The sequence below is a fragment of the Mesorhizobium sp. M8A.F.Ca.ET.021.01.1.1 genome (assembly GCF_003998025.1).
Classification (GTDB): Bacteria; Pseudomonadota; Alphaproteobacteria; order Rhizobiales; family Rhizobiaceae; genus Mesorhizobium.
In genome coordinates, this window is record NZ_RZSJ01000076.1 from 1 (window position 1) to 15993 (window position 15993).

At 64.4% G+C, this 15993-nt stretch carries 14 protein-coding genes; 5 read left to right on the forward strand and 9 right to left on the reverse strand.

Features of this window, described 5'->3' with window-relative positions; translation table 11 throughout:
* From EOA36_RS09090 to EOA36_RS09105, 4 genes are all read right to left on the reverse strand, one after another.
* Positions 1-190, reverse strand: a 190-nt coding sequence (locus EOA36_RS09090) for a MoaD/ThiS family protein (protein WP_127276996.1), incomplete at its 3' end; no start/stop codon positions are given.
* Positions 191-209: 19 nt separating this feature from the next.
* A complete protein-coding gene (locus tag EOA36_RS09095) occupies positions 210-2474 on the reverse strand; it encodes a xanthine dehydrogenase family protein molybdopterin-binding subunit (RefSeq protein WP_127276998.1) in 2265 nt (754 codons plus the stop codon).
* 1 nt (position 2475) lies between these two features.
* Positions 2476-2952 (reverse strand): (2Fe-2S)-binding protein, encoded by a 477-nt coding sequence (locus tag EOA36_RS09100; RefSeq protein ID WP_127277000.1) that lies wholly within the window; start codon positions 2950-2952, stop codon positions 2476-2478.
* Positions 2952-3812, reverse strand: a complete 861-nt coding sequence (locus tag EOA36_RS09105; protein ID WP_127277002.1) for a xanthine dehydrogenase family protein subunit M — start codon at positions 3810-3812, stop codon at positions 2952-2954. Before EOA36_RS09105 ends, EOA36_RS09100 begins: the two co-directional genes overlap by 1 nt.
* A gap of 328 nt (positions 3813-4140) precedes the next feature.
* Here EOA36_RS09105 and EOA36_RS09110 point away from each other — a divergent pair, with 328 nt between their 5' ends.
* Positions 4141-5289: an amidohydrolase gene (locus EOA36_RS09110; protein ID WP_127277004.1), complete on the forward strand. Its 1149-nt coding sequence runs from the start codon at positions 4141-4143 to the stop codon at positions 5287-5289.
* Between the two features lie 2 nt (positions 5290-5291).
* Here EOA36_RS09110 and EOA36_RS09115 read toward each other — a convergent pair whose 3' ends face one another.
* On the reverse strand, positions 5292-6710 hold the full coding sequence (locus tag EOA36_RS09115) for a PLP-dependent aminotransferase family protein (RefSeq protein WP_245464299.1): 1419 nt from the start codon (positions 6708-6710) through the stop codon (positions 5292-5294).
* Positions 6711-6795: 85 nt separating this feature from the next.
* Between EOA36_RS09115 and EOA36_RS09120 the strand changes: the two genes are divergently transcribed.
* Positions 6796-7422, forward strand: coding sequence for an FMN-binding negative transcriptional regulator (locus EOA36_RS09120; protein ID WP_127277006.1), 627 nt, complete (start codon positions 6796-6798; stop codon positions 7420-7422).
* Positions 7423-7504: 82 nt separating this feature from the next.
* Here the strand turns inward: EOA36_RS09120 and EOA36_RS09125 are convergent, their stop codons facing one another.
* Entirely contained in the window at positions 7505-8434 is a 930-nt protein-coding gene (locus tag EOA36_RS09125; RefSeq protein WP_127277008.1) for a sigma-70 family RNA polymerase sigma factor, read from the reverse strand.
* Entirely contained in the window at positions 8431-9189 is a 759-nt protein-coding gene (locus tag EOA36_RS09130; protein ID WP_127277010.1) for an SDR family oxidoreductase, read from the reverse strand. The genes EOA36_RS09125 and EOA36_RS09130 overlap by 4 nt, the downstream gene beginning before the upstream one ends.
* A gap of 431 nt (positions 9190-9620) precedes the next feature.
* Here EOA36_RS09130 and EOA36_RS09135 point away from each other — a divergent pair, with 431 nt between their 5' ends.
* Positions 9621-12266 (forward strand): serine protease, encoded by a 2646-nt coding sequence (locus tag EOA36_RS09135; protein WP_127277012.1) that lies wholly within the window; start codon positions 9621-9623, stop codon positions 12264-12266.
* Between the two features lie 307 nt (positions 12267-12573).
* Positions 12574-13632, forward strand: a complete 1059-nt coding sequence (locus tag EOA36_RS09140; RefSeq protein WP_245464300.1) for an aminopeptidase — start codon at positions 12574-12576, stop codon at positions 13630-13632.
* Between the two features lie 48 nt (positions 13633-13680).
* Here the strand turns inward: EOA36_RS09140 and EOA36_RS09145 are convergent, their stop codons facing one another.
* Positions 13681-14574 (reverse strand): LysR family transcriptional regulator, encoded by an 894-nt coding sequence (locus EOA36_RS09145; RefSeq protein ID WP_127277014.1) that lies wholly within the window; start codon positions 14572-14574, stop codon positions 13681-13683.
* A 154-nt stretch (positions 14575-14728) separates the two neighbouring features.
* On the opposite strand from EOA36_RS09145, the gene EOA36_RS09150 reads away from it, so the two are divergent.
* Positions 14729-15382 (forward strand): hydrolase, encoded by a 654-nt coding sequence (locus tag EOA36_RS09150; RefSeq protein WP_127277016.1) that lies wholly within the window; start codon positions 14729-14731, stop codon positions 15380-15382.
* A 336-nt stretch (positions 15383-15718) separates the two neighbouring features.
* Here the strand turns inward: EOA36_RS09150 and EOA36_RS09155 are convergent.
* Positions 15719-15993 (reverse strand): GNAT family N-acetyltransferase (locus tag EOA36_RS09155; protein WP_145969131.1); only part of this gene is annotated, 275 nt, incomplete at its 5' end.

Below are 15993 nucleotides of genomic sequence, written 5' to 3' on the forward strand. Positions count from 1 at the left end.
TCCCCCAGGTATCCCGATAAATCACCCCGTCGATCGCGACCGCAATGCCGCGATCGATCCAAGGCTCGAGCCCGGGATACTGTTCAGCCAGTTTCCTGAACAGTTCCCTGATATCCTTGGCCTCGACCTCGACCTTGCTCTTCCCGCCGGCGAGCTGGCTGAGCGCGCCCCAGAGCGTGACTTCGACCATCGCGCGCCGGAGCCTCGTCCTAGCCTTCCCGTTCCGCCTCGATCGCCGCCAGGATGCGTGGCGGCGACATCGGAATATGGGTCATGCGCACGCCGGCGGCGTTCGACACCGCGTTGGCGATCGCCGCCAGCGGCGGTACGATCGAGGTTTCGCCGACGCCGCGCACGCCATAGGGGTGGTTGGGGTTGGGGATTTCCAGGATCTGCGTGTCGATCATCGGCAGGTCGGAGCACACCGGGATGCGGTAGTCGAGGAAGCCGGCGTTCTGCAGCCGGCCGTCCTTGCCGTAAATATACTCCTCGTTGAGCGCCCAGCCGATGCCTTGCGCCGCACCGCCCTGGTACTGGCCCTCGACATAGGTCGGGTGCACCGCCTTGCCGGCATCCTGCACCACCGTGTAGCGGATCACCCTGGTCGCGCCCGTCTCGGGGTCGACCTCGACGTCGCATATATGTGTGGCGAAGGAGACGCCGGCGCCGTCGGCGACAAGCTCGCTATGGCCGGCGATCGGCCCGCCTGTGGTGCCCGACTTGGCCGCGATCTCCTTCAGCGACAGTCTGCCGAGATTGCCGTGCTTCTCGCCCTTGGCGACCGCGTGGCCCTGCTCCCAGACGACGTCGTCGACGGAGATATCCCACATCTGCGCGGCGCGATCGCGCAGGATCTTGATCGCGTTGCGGGCGGCCGAGATGGTCGCCATCGAGGACGAGAAGGTGCCGCGGCTGCCGTCGGTCATGTCGTTGTAGCCGAGGCTCGACGTGTCGGCGACCACCGCCTTGAGCTGGGCATAGTCGATGCCCAGTTCCTCCGCCGCCACCAGCGACAGCGAGGCGCGGGAACCACCGACATCGACGGTACCGACAGCGAGCGACACTGAGCCGTCCATGCCGATGTTCAGGTCGACGCAGGTCTGGCCGCCGAAATTGAACCAGAAGCCGCAGGCCATGCCGCGCCCCTGGTTCTTCTTCAGCGGCGCCTTCATGTGCGCATGGGCCTTCACCGCTTCCAGCGTCGGGCCGATGCCGATCGGGCCATAGACCGGGCCGTAGGACGAGCGCGTGCCTTCCTGGGCGGCGTTTTTGATGCGGAACTCGACCGGATCCATGCCGAGCTCCTTGGCGAGCTCGTCGACCGCGCTTTCCACCGCGAAGGCCGCCATCGGCGCCGAGGGCGCGCGGTAGGCGGCGGTCTTGGGCCGGTTGACCAGCACTTCGAAGCCGACGGTCTTGACGTTATCGAGCTTATAGCAGGCGAACGCCGTCATGGCGCCGATCTCGGCCCATGAACCGGCATAGGGGCCGGCGGAATAGCGCAGCGTGGCTTCCGCCGCCGTGATGGTGCCGTCCTTGCGGGCGCCGATCTTGACGTCGATCGAGGTGGCGCTGGTCGGACCCGAAGCGCGGAACACCTCGTCGCGGGTCATCACCAGCTTCACCGGGCGGCCTGCCTTGCGCGACAGGGCGAGCGCCACCGGCTCGGCCCAGACATGGGTCTTGCCGCCGAAGCCGCCGCCGATCTCGGAGGAGGTGACGCGCAGCTTCGAGGCTTCCATGCCGAGCAGTTGCGCGCAGTGCTGGCGGTAGACGAAATGCCCCTGCGTGCAGACCCAGAGGTCCGCCGTGCCGTCGGAGCTGACATTGGCCACGCAGGCATGCGGCTCGATATAGCCCTGGTGCGTCTGCTCGGTCTTGAACGAGCGCTCGACGATGAAGTCGGCGTGGCCGAAACCCTGATGCACGTCGCCATGGCCGAACTGGCTGCGCTTGGTGACGTTGGACGGCTTGACCGGCTTTTCCTCCAGCCCCTCGGTGAAGACCGTGTCGTTGATCAGCGGGGCGTGGTGCTGCATCGCCTCGTCGACGTCCGTGACATGCGGCAGCACCTCGTAGTCGACCACGATCAGCTTCAGCGCCTGCCTGGCGGTGTGGGCATCGATCGCCGCGACAGCCGCCACCGCATGGCCGTCATAGAGCGCCTTGGTGCGCGCCATGCAATTGTCGAGGATGTCGTACATGGCGGCATCGCCATCGGTGAGATCGGGCAGGTCTTTCGCCGTGATCACCGCCTTGACGCCCGCAAGCGCTTCCGCCTTCGAGGTGTCGATCTTCCTGATCTTGGCATGCGCGTGCGGGCTGCGCAGCACGCGGCCGACCAGCTGGCCGGCCATGTTGAAGTCGGCGCCGTAGCGGGCGCGGCCGGTCACCTTGTCGACGCCGTCGGGACGGATCGGGCGCGTGCCGACGGAAGCGAATTTACGCCCCGAAAAACGCGGATCGAAATTCATCTCAGGCTCCCTTCATCACGATTGCCGCGTCCTGGACGGCACGCACGATCTTGTCATAGCCGGTGCAGCGGCAGAGATTGCCGGCCAGGCCGAAGCGGATTTCCTCCTCGGTCGGGTCGGGGTTCTTGGCCAAGAGGTCCTTGGCCGCGATCAGGAAGCCGGGCGTGCAGATGCCGCATTGCAGCGCCGCATGCTCCAGGAACTTCTGCTGCAGCGGGTGCAGCTTGTCGCCATGCGCCATGCCCTCGACCGTCTCGATGCGGCGGCCTTCCGCTTCCGCGCCGAGCACCAGGCACGAACAGACCAGCCGGTCGTCGAGGATGACGCTGCAGGCGCCGCAGTCGCCCGTGCCGCAGCCTTCCTTGGCGCCGGTCAGCCCGAGCCGGTCGCGCAACACGTCGAGCAGCGTCTCGTCGGGCTGGCAGAGATATTCAATCGTGTCGCCGTTGATCGTGGTTGAAACCGCTACGCCAGCCATCATTTGCCTCCTGCACGTGCATAGGCGGTCTGTGCGGCCCGCCCGGCCAGCACGCCCGCAACCTTGCGCCTGAATTCGATTGTGCCGCGCTTGTCGTCGATGGGCCGGCAGGCCCCGGCGCAGACCTTGGCCAGCCGCTCCAGCGCTGCTTCGTCGAGCTTGCGGCCGATCAGGGCCTCGGCCCCTTCTTCCACCAGAAGCACGGTCGGCGCCGCGGCGCCGATGGCCACGCGGGCCGCCGTCACGACGCCCGCCCCGTCCAGCGTCAGGTTGACGCCGGCGCTGACCACGGCGATGTCCATCTCCGTGCGTGGAATGAACCTGAGATAGGCGTCGGCCGAGCGCGGCGCTTGGCTGCCGAGCAGGATCGCCTCGATGATCTCGCCCTTGGCGAGCGATGTCCGGCCCGGTGCGGTCGGCACGGTCTCGACGGCAATGGTGCGCTTGCCCGACGGGCCGACGACCACTGCCTTCGCACCTGCCGCCACCAGCGCCGGCACGCTGTCGGCCGCCGGCGAGGCGTTGCACAGATTGCCAACAATCGTGCAGCGTCCCTGCACCTGCTTGGAGCCGATCAGCTTCGCCGCCTCGACGACGCCTGGCCACGCCTTCTTCAGCCCGGCGTTCTCGCCCAGCACGGCGCAAGGCACAGCGGCACCGATGCTGAAGCCCTCGGCGGTTTCCCTGATGTCGCGCAAGCCGGCGATCGACTTGATGTCGATGATCAGTTCGGGTTCGACAAAGCCGCCCTTCATCCTCACCAGGAGGTCACTGCCTCCGGCAAGGATGGCGGCCGGGCCGGCCGATCCGGCCAGTTGGCCGACGGCGTCTTCGATTGAAAGCGGACGTATGTAGCGCATCGTCTCCCCTTGGTATGGCGATTTCAGCGACCGTTATAAACAATCGTCTCATAATGACCATCCGGTTCGTACGCCAAGGCGATTGGGCCAGATGGCAAGATGCGCCGGTGCAACGGGTCTTGACCGCGCCTTGTCGGGCGCCGATCCTCCCGGCCAAAGGGAGGAGCTTCCGGTTAAGACTACACGCTGGACCCGTTCAAGGCGCTCTGCCCCAACCGCGTGAAATAACGGGTGCGAAGGTTTCTGGCCCGCCAAAGCCCGGAAGTTGGACCGTGGCCGGCACGGCCGTTTATCGCTAGCACGGGAATGCAGCGGAGGCGCGAAAACCATGACCCTGACCAATCGCGACATTGTCGAACTGACCGAGTGGCGGCGCAAGCTGCACCGGCAGCCGGAAATCTCGAACGAGGAGGAGAAGACGGCTGAAGCGGTCGTCGCCTTCCTCGCCGACACCGGGCCGGACAAGGTGCTGACCGGGCTGGGCGGGCACGGCGTCGCGGCCGTCTACGACAGCGGCAAAAACGGACCGACCGTCCTGTTTCGTTCCGAAATCGACGCGCTGCCGATCCAGGAACTGTCGGGCGTGCCACATGCCTCGCAAGTGCCGGGCAAATCGCATATGTGTGGCCATGACGGACACACGGCGATCCTGGCAGCCCTTGGCCGCCAGTTCGGCCGCGAGCGGCCGGCCAGCGGCCGCGTCGTGCTGATGTTCCAGCCGGCGGAGGAAACCGGCAATGGCGCGGCCGGCGTCGTCGCCGATCCGCGCTTCGGCGAGATCGCGCCGGATTTCGCCTTCTCGCTGCACAATCTGCCCGGCGTGCCGTTCGGCGAGGTCAGGCTCAAGCCCGGCGTGGTCAACTGCGCCTCGCGCGGCATGCGCATCGTGCTGGAAGGCAAGACCGCGCACTCCTCCATGCCCGAGACCGGAACCTCGCCCATGCCGGCGATCTCGGAACTGATGCCGGCTCTGCCCGCGCTCGGCCGCGCGACCTTCGCCGATGACGACTTCTCCATGGTCACCGTCACCCATGCGCGGATGGGCGAAGCCGTGTTCGGCATCGCGCCTGCCCATGCCGAGGTCTGGGCGACGCTGCGCACCCGCCGCGACGAGCGCATGGCGGACCTCTGCGCCGCCGCCGAAACGCTGGTCAAGGAGATTGCCGGCCGGCACCGCCTCTCCGCCAGTTGGGACTATCACGAGATCTTCGTCGCCAGCGTCAACGCGCCCGACGCGGTCGAGCATCTGCGGCGCGCCCTCGACGAAGAGAGCGTCACGCATGGCGAGGAAGCCCTGCCGATGCGCGCCTCGGAAGATTTCGGCCTGTTCGGCCACAGCGCCTCCTCGGCGATGTTCTTCCTCGGCGCCGGCGAACGCCACCCCGCCCTGCACAATCCCGACTATGACTTTCCCGACGACCTGATTCCGATCGGCTCGAAGATCTTCATGCGCACGGCGCGCAACCTTCTCGGCTGATTTCAGCGGAACCCGGCCAGCACCGTGGCCAGCACCGCCACGCCCTGCCGCAAGCCATCCACGTGGAGCCCGGCATAGCCGAGGATGAACCCCGCCACGGCCGGCTGTGGCCCAGCCGGGTCGTAGAGCGGCGTCACCGGATGGAGGCCGATCCCGGCGGCCTGCGCGGCCGTGACGATCGAGGCAACGCGATCGGCGCCGACGCCGTTCACCCAGATGACCAGATGCAGTCCCGTATCGGCGCCCTCGATGGTGACCGATTGGCCGAGCTTGTCCGCCAGCGCCCGCAGCAGCAGCGCCCTTCGCTCGGCGTTCTTCCTGCGGATGGCACGCACATGGCGCTCATAGGCGCCGCTGGCCAGCATATCGGCCAGCGCGTCTTGCTCCAGCAGCGGCGAGTGCCGGTCCGTCAGGCGCTTGGCCGCGCTGAACGCCTGGCGCAGGCCAGCGGGAACGACGAGATAGCCGAGCCGCAGCGTCGGCGACAGCGTCTTGGACAGCGTGCCGGCATAGATGACCATGTCCGCGTCCAGCGTCCGCAGCGGCGGGATGGGGGCGACGTCGTAGCGGTATTCGCTGTCGTAGTCGTCCTCGATGACATAGGCGCCTTCCCGCGCCGCCCAGGCCAGCAGCGCGCGCCGGCGCGTCGCCGACAGGACGCCGCCGAGCGGAAACTGGTGCGAGGGCGTCACATAGGCGAGCCGCGCCGGCGGCAGCGCGTCCGTCCTCAGCCCGTCGCCGTCGACGGCAATGGGCGTGGCGACACCGCCCGCCGCCGCGAAGGCCTGGCGGGCAAGCAAATAGCCGGGGTTTTCGATGACGAAGCGGTCGCCCGTATCGAGCAGCAGCCGGGCGCAGAGATCGAGCCCTTGCTGCGAACCGTTGACGATCACGATCCGGTCCGGCGTGCAGGAGATGCCGCGCGCCCGCCACAGATAGCCTTGCAGCGCGGCGCGCAGCTCGGCCGAGCCCTGCGGATCGCCATAGGCCAGCCGCGCGCCGCGCCGCACGCTGGCCCTGTTCATCGCGCGCCGCCAGGCCAGAACCGGAAAGTCGGCGCCCGACAGGTCGCCATAGCGGAAATCCGCGACCCGCGCCGGCTGCATCAGGGCTGGCACCGGCAGGCCGAGCAGGCGCTGCGCGAAGGCCGAGAGGTGACGGGGCGCGGCCGCGATGGCGGGTTTGGGCGCCACCGTGGCCCCCAGCCCCTGCGCCACTTCAGCGCGCGCCCCTGCCCGCGAGATCAGATACCCCTCGGCGATGAGCTGGCTGTAGGCCGCCGTCACCGTCGTGCGCGACGCACCCCATTCGGCGGCGAAGACCCGGGTCGACGGCAGACGGTCGCCAGGCTGATAGGCGCCGCCGTGGATCTGCTCCTTGATGGCCGCGACGATGCGGCGCGCGGCTCCGTCCGCATTCAACTGGACCACCTCAACTCTTCGAAACTGGATATTCCAACAGGCCAGATTGTCTGGCATCTGTGGCTGCAACGCAAGGAGTTCGACCATGTACACGCCGCCCGCCTTCCGCGACGACGACAGGGACAGCCTCATGGCGACGATCCGCGCCGCGCGTCTGGCAAACCTGGTCACCGCCACGGCGGATGGGCCGCTGGCCAGCCCCCTGCCGCTTTTTCTCGACGAGACGGAGGGTGAGCACGGCGTCATCCATGGCCATCTGGCCAGGGCCAATCCGCAGTGGCGCGTTCCGCTCATCGGCGACGGGCTTGCCGTCTTCATGGGACCGGACGCCTATGTGACGCCGTCCTGGTACGCGACCAAGCAGGAAACCGGCAAGGTCGTGCCGACCTGGAACTACGCGGCCGTTCACGCCTACGGGCCGGTCGAGTTCTTCGACGATGCGGACAGGCTGCTGGAGGTCGTCACCCGGTTGACCAACCTGCATGAGGGTGCACGCGATGCGCCGCGCTGGGCGGTGTCGGACGCGCCGCCCGACTTCATCCAGTCGCAGCTTCGCGGCATTGTCGGCCTGCGCATGCCGGTCATGAGGCTCGAAGGCAAGCGCAAGATGAGCCAGAACCGCAACGCCGCCGACCGCGCCGGCGTCGCCGCCGGGCTGGCCGCCAGCGAGCGGCCGTCCGACCGCGAGGTCTCCACCCTCATCCCGTCGTGAAGGCACGACGCCTCGCCTTGACGCGGCGGCCCGCGCCCGCCGCCGTCAGGCGTCGATCCGGCCCGCGACCGGCTGTCGCCTGTCAGCGTCCGCCGCCACCACGGGAAGCTCCGGCTTCCCTTGCCAGCACCAGGTCCGCGTCGTCGAGAACGTAGCGGACGTAGCGGTAGTCGCGAATGAAGCTGATCCGGCCTTCGCGCCATTCCAGCCACATGAAGTGATTCGGCTTCGCGTCGGTCCGGTCTTCAAACACCGCGATCACCTCGCGGCCCTCGACCCATGCCGGCCTGAGCCACAAGCCGTCGCTCTTGGCGTAGATCGTGAAGAACATGCCGACGTCGGCGGCGCCCGCGCGCGGCGGGTGCATCGACTGGTGGAGCCTCACATCGTCGGCAAGCAGCGCGCGCAAGCCGTCCCAGTCGCGCTGGTTGAACATGTTGACGTAGCGCACGATAGCGGCGGAGGCGATGCGCGCATCGGGACGCGGATCGGCCTGCGCGTTGATCTGCCGAAGCCGGGCACGGCCGCGCGCCAGATGCCCCTTCACCGCATCCACCGTGGTGCCAAGCAAGGCGGCGATGTCGGCCAGCGGCTCGTCGAGCACATCCCTGAGGATGACGACGCTGCGTTGCGGCACGGGAAGCTCCGCGAAGCGCGACACGGCGGTTTGCACGGCTTGCCTGCGCATCAGCATCTCCACCGGGTCGGCCGCGTCGGCAATGTCAAGCGCCGCCTCGATCGGCTCGGCCACGCGGATCGCGCGGCTGCGCGACAGGTCGAGCGCCCGGTTGTGGGCGATCCTGAACAGCCAGGGCCTCAGCTGCGGCACCTCGCACAACTCGTCGAGCGCCACGAAGGCGCGGGCGAACGTATCCTGCACGACATCCTCGCCGTCGATGACCGATCCCATCAGGCGGGCGCAATAGCGGTGCAGTTCCGGCCGCAGCGCGGCGGCAAGGGCAAGCAGCCCCTCCCGCCGGTCGCGCTCCACGGCTGGCTTTCCGTCGCTCAAGGACCAGCGCCCTCCATGATCGTCACGCCCGCGTCGCCGCTGAGGCCGAAGACGACGCCCTCGGCATAGGCCGGGTCCTCCAGCAGCGAGACGACCCTGTCGCCGAACGCCCGGGGCGGCATCGGCGCGCCGAAGCGGGCGACGAATTGTTCCGGCGTGATGCCGATCGAGCCGGCATAGGCGCCGGCGGCCGCATCGCCGATCCCGGTGCCGAGGATCATCTGGCGGGGCAGGATCGCCTGGAAGCGTATGCCGAGGCCTTTCTCTTGCGCCACGCCATTGGCGTATTTGGCCATGAACCACAGCATACGCTTGGAGCCGCCATAACCGCCCGACATCTGCGATCCGGTGACGGCGGCGCCGCTCGACCCGACCAGCACCCGGCTGCCCGGCTTGAGCGGCAGGTTCAGCGCCGCCTGCAGCCAGTAGAGCCCGGCCTTGACGTCGGTCTCCCAGGCGACGGAGAAATCCTCCCACTTCAACTCGTCCAGCCGCCCCATGCGCGGCGTTGCACCGGCATTGAGCACCACTATGTCAGGCCGCACCTCGCCCAGAATGCGATAGGCCGCGTCCTCGTCCGTGACATCGGCCGCAATGGTGGCGACCCCAAGCCGCGCCTCAACCGCTTCCAGCGCCTCGGCGCCCCGCGCGACAACGGTCACCTCGGCGCCCTGCCCGACCAGCGCTTCGACCAGGCCGAGGCCAAGCCCCCGGCTGCCGCCGGTGACCACGATTTTCCTGCCCTTGAGGCTCATTGGATCCTGCTCCAGTGTTTCACTGTAGCTAAGACGTTTGAGGATCGGGAAAAGAGTCAGCGGTGCGCGAGATTTGGTGATGGCGTCTGGATATGACCCCGCCAATATGGGGCCGTCAGCGGACCCGCCGGTTCTGGTAAGGACGGTCGAGAATGCAGACATTCAACGCGGTTGGTCCAAAGCAGGAGATGAGCGCAAGGTGCGGCAGAATGGCGGCATTAGAACAAAAGAAGAACATCATCTATTAGGTTGCTTGTATGAACCAGTCTTTCGACAAGGGAACGAACTGGCTTCTCCAAATGAACTGCTTAATGCATGACTCAGGTCTCCCGAACTGAATCAGGCCTCTGCACGCGCAAAGCGATCGTTGAGCAGCAAGCGATTGCCAAAATGACCGCAACGGCAAAGGATACGTTGGGGCAGTTTTACGAATGCGTGTGGGTTCGGGTGAGATCATGTTCAGGCAAACAATCTTCGCCGTGGCGGCTGGCCTCTCCGTCCTGATGCTTCTTTGCACGCTTCCGAGCCACGCGGAGACGCTCCGTCTGAACGCATCCATGCATTGGGTGATCCTCGCGGCTACCCCAGACCCGGACATCGCAATTGGCGTCGCCAGGAGCTACGGCGGGCTCACACAAGGGGCGCAAGTTCTTCAGGCTAGGAATGGCTCCTACACGGTGGTTACCGGCCCGGTCAGTGCGCGAAACATCGCGGATGCCAAGGCACAGATTACGAAATGGGACTCGTTGCCCGTTGATGCCTATCTTTCATCCGGATCCGAGTTTGAGCGAAAGACCTGGAGTTTTTCGTCGCCTATTCTCGCGAGCGGTAACTACAAGGCTGGCGCGGCCACGAGCGTCCCGTACCAGGACATTCGGGTTGATCTCAGTGCCGCGCCGCATGGCGACATGTCGGTGCCGGTGGTCAGCGTCTGGGAGGGTGACAAGGCGGCCTTCAGCTTCATCGGGTCAGACGAATATGCGATGCCTTCGGCTGTTCTCAGTGCCAATATTGTCTGGCTCGATAAAACGTCGAGTAAGCCACAGATTGTGATCACGACATTCACTGGCGGCGCCCATTGCTGTGTCAAAACGGTTCTTATCGGAAAGACCCCCTCCAATACGTGGCAATTGGCCAAGGGAGAAGATCTCGACGGAGGCGGATACGGGCTTGAGGACGTCGACGGTGATGGCAATGCCGAACTGATCAATTCCGACAATCACTTCCTCTACGCTTTCAGCTCGTATGCGGACTCTTTTTCTCCGATCCGGATCAGCAAGTTTGTTGACGGCGGATTGATCGACGCCACGGATCGACCGGCGATGCAGCATCGCTTAGTTCAGCACGCGAACCAACTTGAGTATGCCGCCAGACGACAACCAGATCTCTGGCATTCAAATGGCTTCCTGGCTGGGTGGGTGGCTTCGAAGATTCTCGTGGAGCAGGGCGCCCAGGCGTGGTCCCGCATGACGACGAGTTATACCGCTATCTCGGATTTTGGCCCTGAGACGTGCGCGAACGGTGGCGCGGTAGAAGGATGTCCGCCTGATCTGGTGCGGAAAATCCCTTTCCCCACGGCTCTGCTAAAACTTCTCAAGGAGTTGCGCTACACCCCACTCCCCAACGTCACGGATGGGCCTGGCAGCGCAGCGTCGACGCCGGCGGACTACAATGCAGCGCGGACGGCATTTGAAAGCATGCCGCTTGAAACACGCTACCAGTTCCAGATGCTGCTAGGCGTGGCCGGATACTGGCCTGCCGTGAGCAATGACCATTTTGGCAGACGCCTCTTCGAGGCGATCCAGAGCTTTCAAACGGACAATCACCTCCCTGTCACGGGTTCGCCGACCCAGGAAACGCAAGGCTTTCTGGCACAGGCCGCTTCGCCGTTGCTGCAGCAATGGGGGCTGAAGGAGATTTCACACCCCGCGGCTGCCTCACGGCTTTGGGTTCCTGCCGGCATTGGACTGAGTCAGATTCCGACCAAATCGGGGTACAGCTTCGCTTCCAGCTCAGGGATCGCGATCTCCTTTGACTATTACCCCGGGAGCAACCTTACAGCGAGTTATGACTCGCTCTTGAGGTATGCCGGACAGTATCAAATTGTCTACAAGGTGAAAAAATCCCGGTTCTTCGCCTTGAACTTCCTCGATAACAATCGGAACACCTATGCCAGATACGAGGCTGCGTTAGGGGGCCTCATCGGCTTCACGATCAGTTGGCAAGCCGACTCACCGCTTCACGGCGAGCGCCTTTCAACCGTGATGTCCGATCTGTTTCGAGCGAATGTCGAGCTGTTGCAAGAGCGCGTTCCGCCAAGCGCCTTGGTGGGAGCCACCACCAGCGCCTCCGCCAACCCTCCGCCAGCGCCTTCGGTTGAACCGCCTCCCGCACCACAGCAAGCTGTCTCGCCAGCCCCGCCCGAAGGAAATGGCGCTGACCAAGCCGAAAGCCTCACTGGCGATACCGGATCCGGCTTCTTTGTGACGCCCTCGGGCCAGTTGGTGACGAACGAGCATGTGGTTCATGAATGCAAGACCATAGCAGTGCAATTTCACAATGCGACGTTGCCAGCAAACCTGATAGCTCGTGACCCTGCAAACGATCTGGCCGTTCTCGACACGCACAATCCAGGCATGACCGCTGTTTCGATACGTGAAAGCGCCCGGCTGGGTGAAGGGATCGCAGTGTTTGGGTTTCCGCTCAATGGCATCCTGTCCAGTGGCGGAAACTTCACCTTGGGAAATGTGACAGCGACGTCAGGCTTGGGCGATGACAGCAGGCATTTGCAGATTTCGGCGCCCGTCCAGCCCGGCAACAGTGGCGGGCCGCTTTTGGATCTGTCCGGCAATGTTGTCGGCATTGTTCAGGCCAAATTCAACGCGATCAGGATGGCTTCAGTAACCAATGACATCGCTGAAAATATCAATTTTGCGATAAAGTCTGAGATCATAACAAGCTTTCTGAAATCGAATGGCATTTCATATTCCGTCGGCGATCAATCGAATGTGCTGAAGCCTGAAGACCTCGCAGATCGCGCCAAAGCTTTTACGGCTCTCGTTGTTTGCTTGAAGTAGGTTAATAGTTAGGGAGGCGGCCAGGATAGTATTCCTAACGTCGGCATCAGTGACTACCTCCTCCATATCGATCCCGACGATATCTGCTTCAGGACTAGGTGAAGCCGATATCTGCGGTCGAGATTGCGCAACCGAGAGGCACAACATTGCAGACGGCGATGTCTGCTTCTAGGTGCAAGCAGAGGGTGGTTGCATGGCAGCCATATGGCCTGAGGCCGGCAGCCGGCCGCCAGCTTCGAGGCCATGCCCAGTGGACGGTCCGCCGCACATATGCTCCATGGGCAAGTGACGAAGCGGCGGGGAAGAAGTGAAGCGCGTTTTTCGATTGTTTGCCGCGGTGGTCATGGCGTCCGCAGTCAGCGGCTGCACCAGCATTTCCTATTACGCGCAATCGCTGGAGGGTCATGTGCGGATCATGGCCGCGCGCGAAGACGTTGGAAAACTGATCCAGGCTCCTTCGACCCCACAGGCCTTGCGCACCAGGTTGACGTCGGCGAGCGCGATCAGGCGGTTCGCCACGGACGAACTGGCACTGCCCGAAAACAGCAGCTATCGCAGCTATGTCGACATCCACCGGGACGCCGTGACCTGGGCCGTCTTTGCCGCCCCGCAATTTTCGCTGACGCCAACAACATGGTGCTTTCCGGTTTTTGGATGCGTTCCCTACCGGGGTTACTTCGACCGGAAATCCGCGACGGAAAGCGCTGCCGCACTTCATGAACGGGGGCTGGACGTCTATGTCTCCGGCGTCACCGCCTATTCCACGCTGGGCTGGTCCAGTGACCCGCTGCTCAGCACCATGCTGCGTCAGGACGACACCTATCTCGCCAGCCTCATCTTTCATGAACTGGCGCATCAGCGCCTCTATGTGAACGGCGATTCCGCATTCAACGAGGCTTTCGCGGTTGCCGTCGAAACCACCGGGACAAGAAAATGGCTGCGCGCGACCGGCGACCGCGCCGGCTTGCGCCGCTACGAAGCCGATCGCAGGCGCAGCGCCGACTTTCTCGCACTGGTGTCAAAAACCCGCGACGAGTTGAGGCAGGTCTATCAAAGCTCCCGTAGCCCCGAGGAGATGGCGGCTGAAAAGGCAGCCACGCTCGACAGGCTGCGGATGCGCTACCGGAAAACGCGCGACAGACGCTGGGCCGGATACCGGGGATACGATGCCTGGTTCGATGCCCCGATCAACAACGCAAAGCTCGCCGCGACTGCCGTCTACGGCGAGCAGGTTCCGGCGTTCATTCGCCTGTTGGACCTGTGCTCCGGCGATTATCCGAGGTTTTACGCATCCGTTCGACGGATCGCGGATTTGCGCCAACCTGCCCGCGCCGAAGCGCTTGAGGCCGCCGCCACGTGTGATTGATTTTAATAAGCGAACGCAATTGTTGAAGGGTTCCGCCTCGTTCGTGCTTTAGCGGTCGAGACCCCAAACGTCTGGATGTCGTGCGAAATACTCGATCAGCATTTCGATGAGGACCCGGACTTTCCGTGTTGGGTGCCTACCCGGCGGCCGGACGACATACACGCCTGCCGAAGGCGGGGGATAGCGCGTCATCACCGCAACGAGTGCGCCGGAGGCCACATATTCGTGCGTGATGCAGTCGGGGAGCCAGGCGATGCCGAGTCCAGCCGCCGCGGCAGCGGCAAGCGCCGTAGCGTTGTCGGCCTTGAACCTGCCCTGCGGCTGAGCCGTGACAATCTTGTCGCCATCCACGAACTGCCAGGCTTCCGTTCCTTGCATGAGGGCCTGATGGTCGACGAGTTGCTCTACCTTCTCAGGTGAACCGTGCGCCTTGATGTAATCCGGGCTTGCGACAAGCTTTCCATAGATCGGCCCGACGCGCTTCGCGATCAGGTTGGAGTCCTGAAGGTAGCCAACCCGGATCGCGCAATCGAAACCTTCGGCGATCAGATCGACGAAGCGGTCGCTGTAGGAGCTATGGATGTGGAGTTGCGGGTGGTGTTGCGCCATTTCCGCAAGCACCGGAGCGAAGTGGGTCGGGCCGAAAGAAAGCGGCATGGCAACCCTCAGGCGGCCGCGCAGTTCTCCGGTTGGGAGGATCGTTTCCCTGGCCGTGTCGATCTCGGCGCTGGCGCGTGCCGCATGATCCCTGAACGTGATCCCCGCTTCCGTAAGCGCCGCACCCCGGGTCGTTCGTGCAAGAAGCTGAACGCCAAGTTCCGCTTCAACCCGAAAGAGCCGCCGACTGACGATTGACTTGGAAACGCCGAGCCGGCGCGCGGCGGCCGATACGCCCCCTGCATCGGCCACTACGACGAATGTCTGCAGATCTTCAATGTCCATTCCGGCGTTCCTCATTTCGCAACACAGTATGCCTGACCATGGCACTACCGCATCACCAAGAGGAACAGCAAATTGCGTCCAGGCAACGCCGCCCGCTGGCGCATGTCTCCCGTGAACCCAGTGCCGTCCATGGCGGCAGAGAAAGGAAGTCTTGATGACCCCTCGCAACGGCCTTGATTCGCTTCTTCGTCCTGAAGACTCGGTCCTCGTTCTGATCGATCACCAACCTTATCAGCTCGCAAACCTGAACAGCCACGATCCGCACATGGTGGTCAACAACACGACCGCGCTGGCGAAGCTGGCAAAAGCCTTCAATGTTCCGACCATTCTCACCAGCGTGATCGCGGCGCGCGGTGGACTTCTCTTTAAGCAGATCACCGACGTATTTCCGGACCAGGAAGTCGTCGATCGCACCTGGGTGAACACCTGGCAGGACGAGAATGTGGTGAACGTCGTCAAGGCGACCGGCCGCAAGCAGCTGATCATCGCCGGCCTGTGGACCGAGGTCTGCGTCGCAATGCCCGTGATCCAGGCCGCCGGTGAAGGCTGGGACGTGACCGTGATCACCGACGCGTCGGGCGGCATTTCGAAGGAGTCTCACGAAGTTGCCATCCAGCGGATGATCGCGGCCGGCGCGAACGTGATGACCGTGATGGCGCTCGCTGGCGAATGGCAACGCGATTGGGCGCGCACCGAGCATGTCGAGGATCTGACCGAGATACTCATCCAGCACTTCGGCGGCAGCGGCATCGCGTATCTTTGGGAGCAGCAGCTCCTCAATACGCCTTTGCCGAGCGCCAAGGGCTAAGCTGAATAGGGATGACGAGCATCCGGGGCGATGCGTCGCAAGGGAGTTGAATACGTATCGGGTCTCGTCATCCCACGCCGCCTCGCCAGCCTCACCGCACTGGCTTTCGGCGGCGGGCCGGGCACTGATCGCCTTGACTGGTGATCTTGTCGCGGCGGATATGCGCTCGACGCCGGCACCTCGTCAGGCTGGTCCATGGGCCAGTGCTTGCGAGGCGCGGACGGATGCTGGCCGGCATCATTTTCGTGGCCTTTGAGGCGCCGATGATCTGATCTGCCCTGAACCGCGGAAAGCCCACGCGATCCAGGGATCATCCCTCGGCGGATGCCTCAAAGCCTAGCAGCCTGGCATCGCATCGCCCGCCAACAGTGACGTTCCGACGTCTGCGTCGAGCACGAAGCGCTCGCAGTGCTCACCGTCGGACTCATCGATGAAGCTCTCGACATGGTCGAAGCCGAGCTTCGCCAGGATCCGCAGCGACGCGACGTTGCGCGTCGCCGCCTCAGCCGTCACCCGTTCGAGCGCCAGGGTTTCGAAGGCGTAGCGAAGCACTTCGCGCGCGGCCTCGCTGCCCAGCCCCTGCCCCCAATGCGCGCGCCCCAGCACAAATC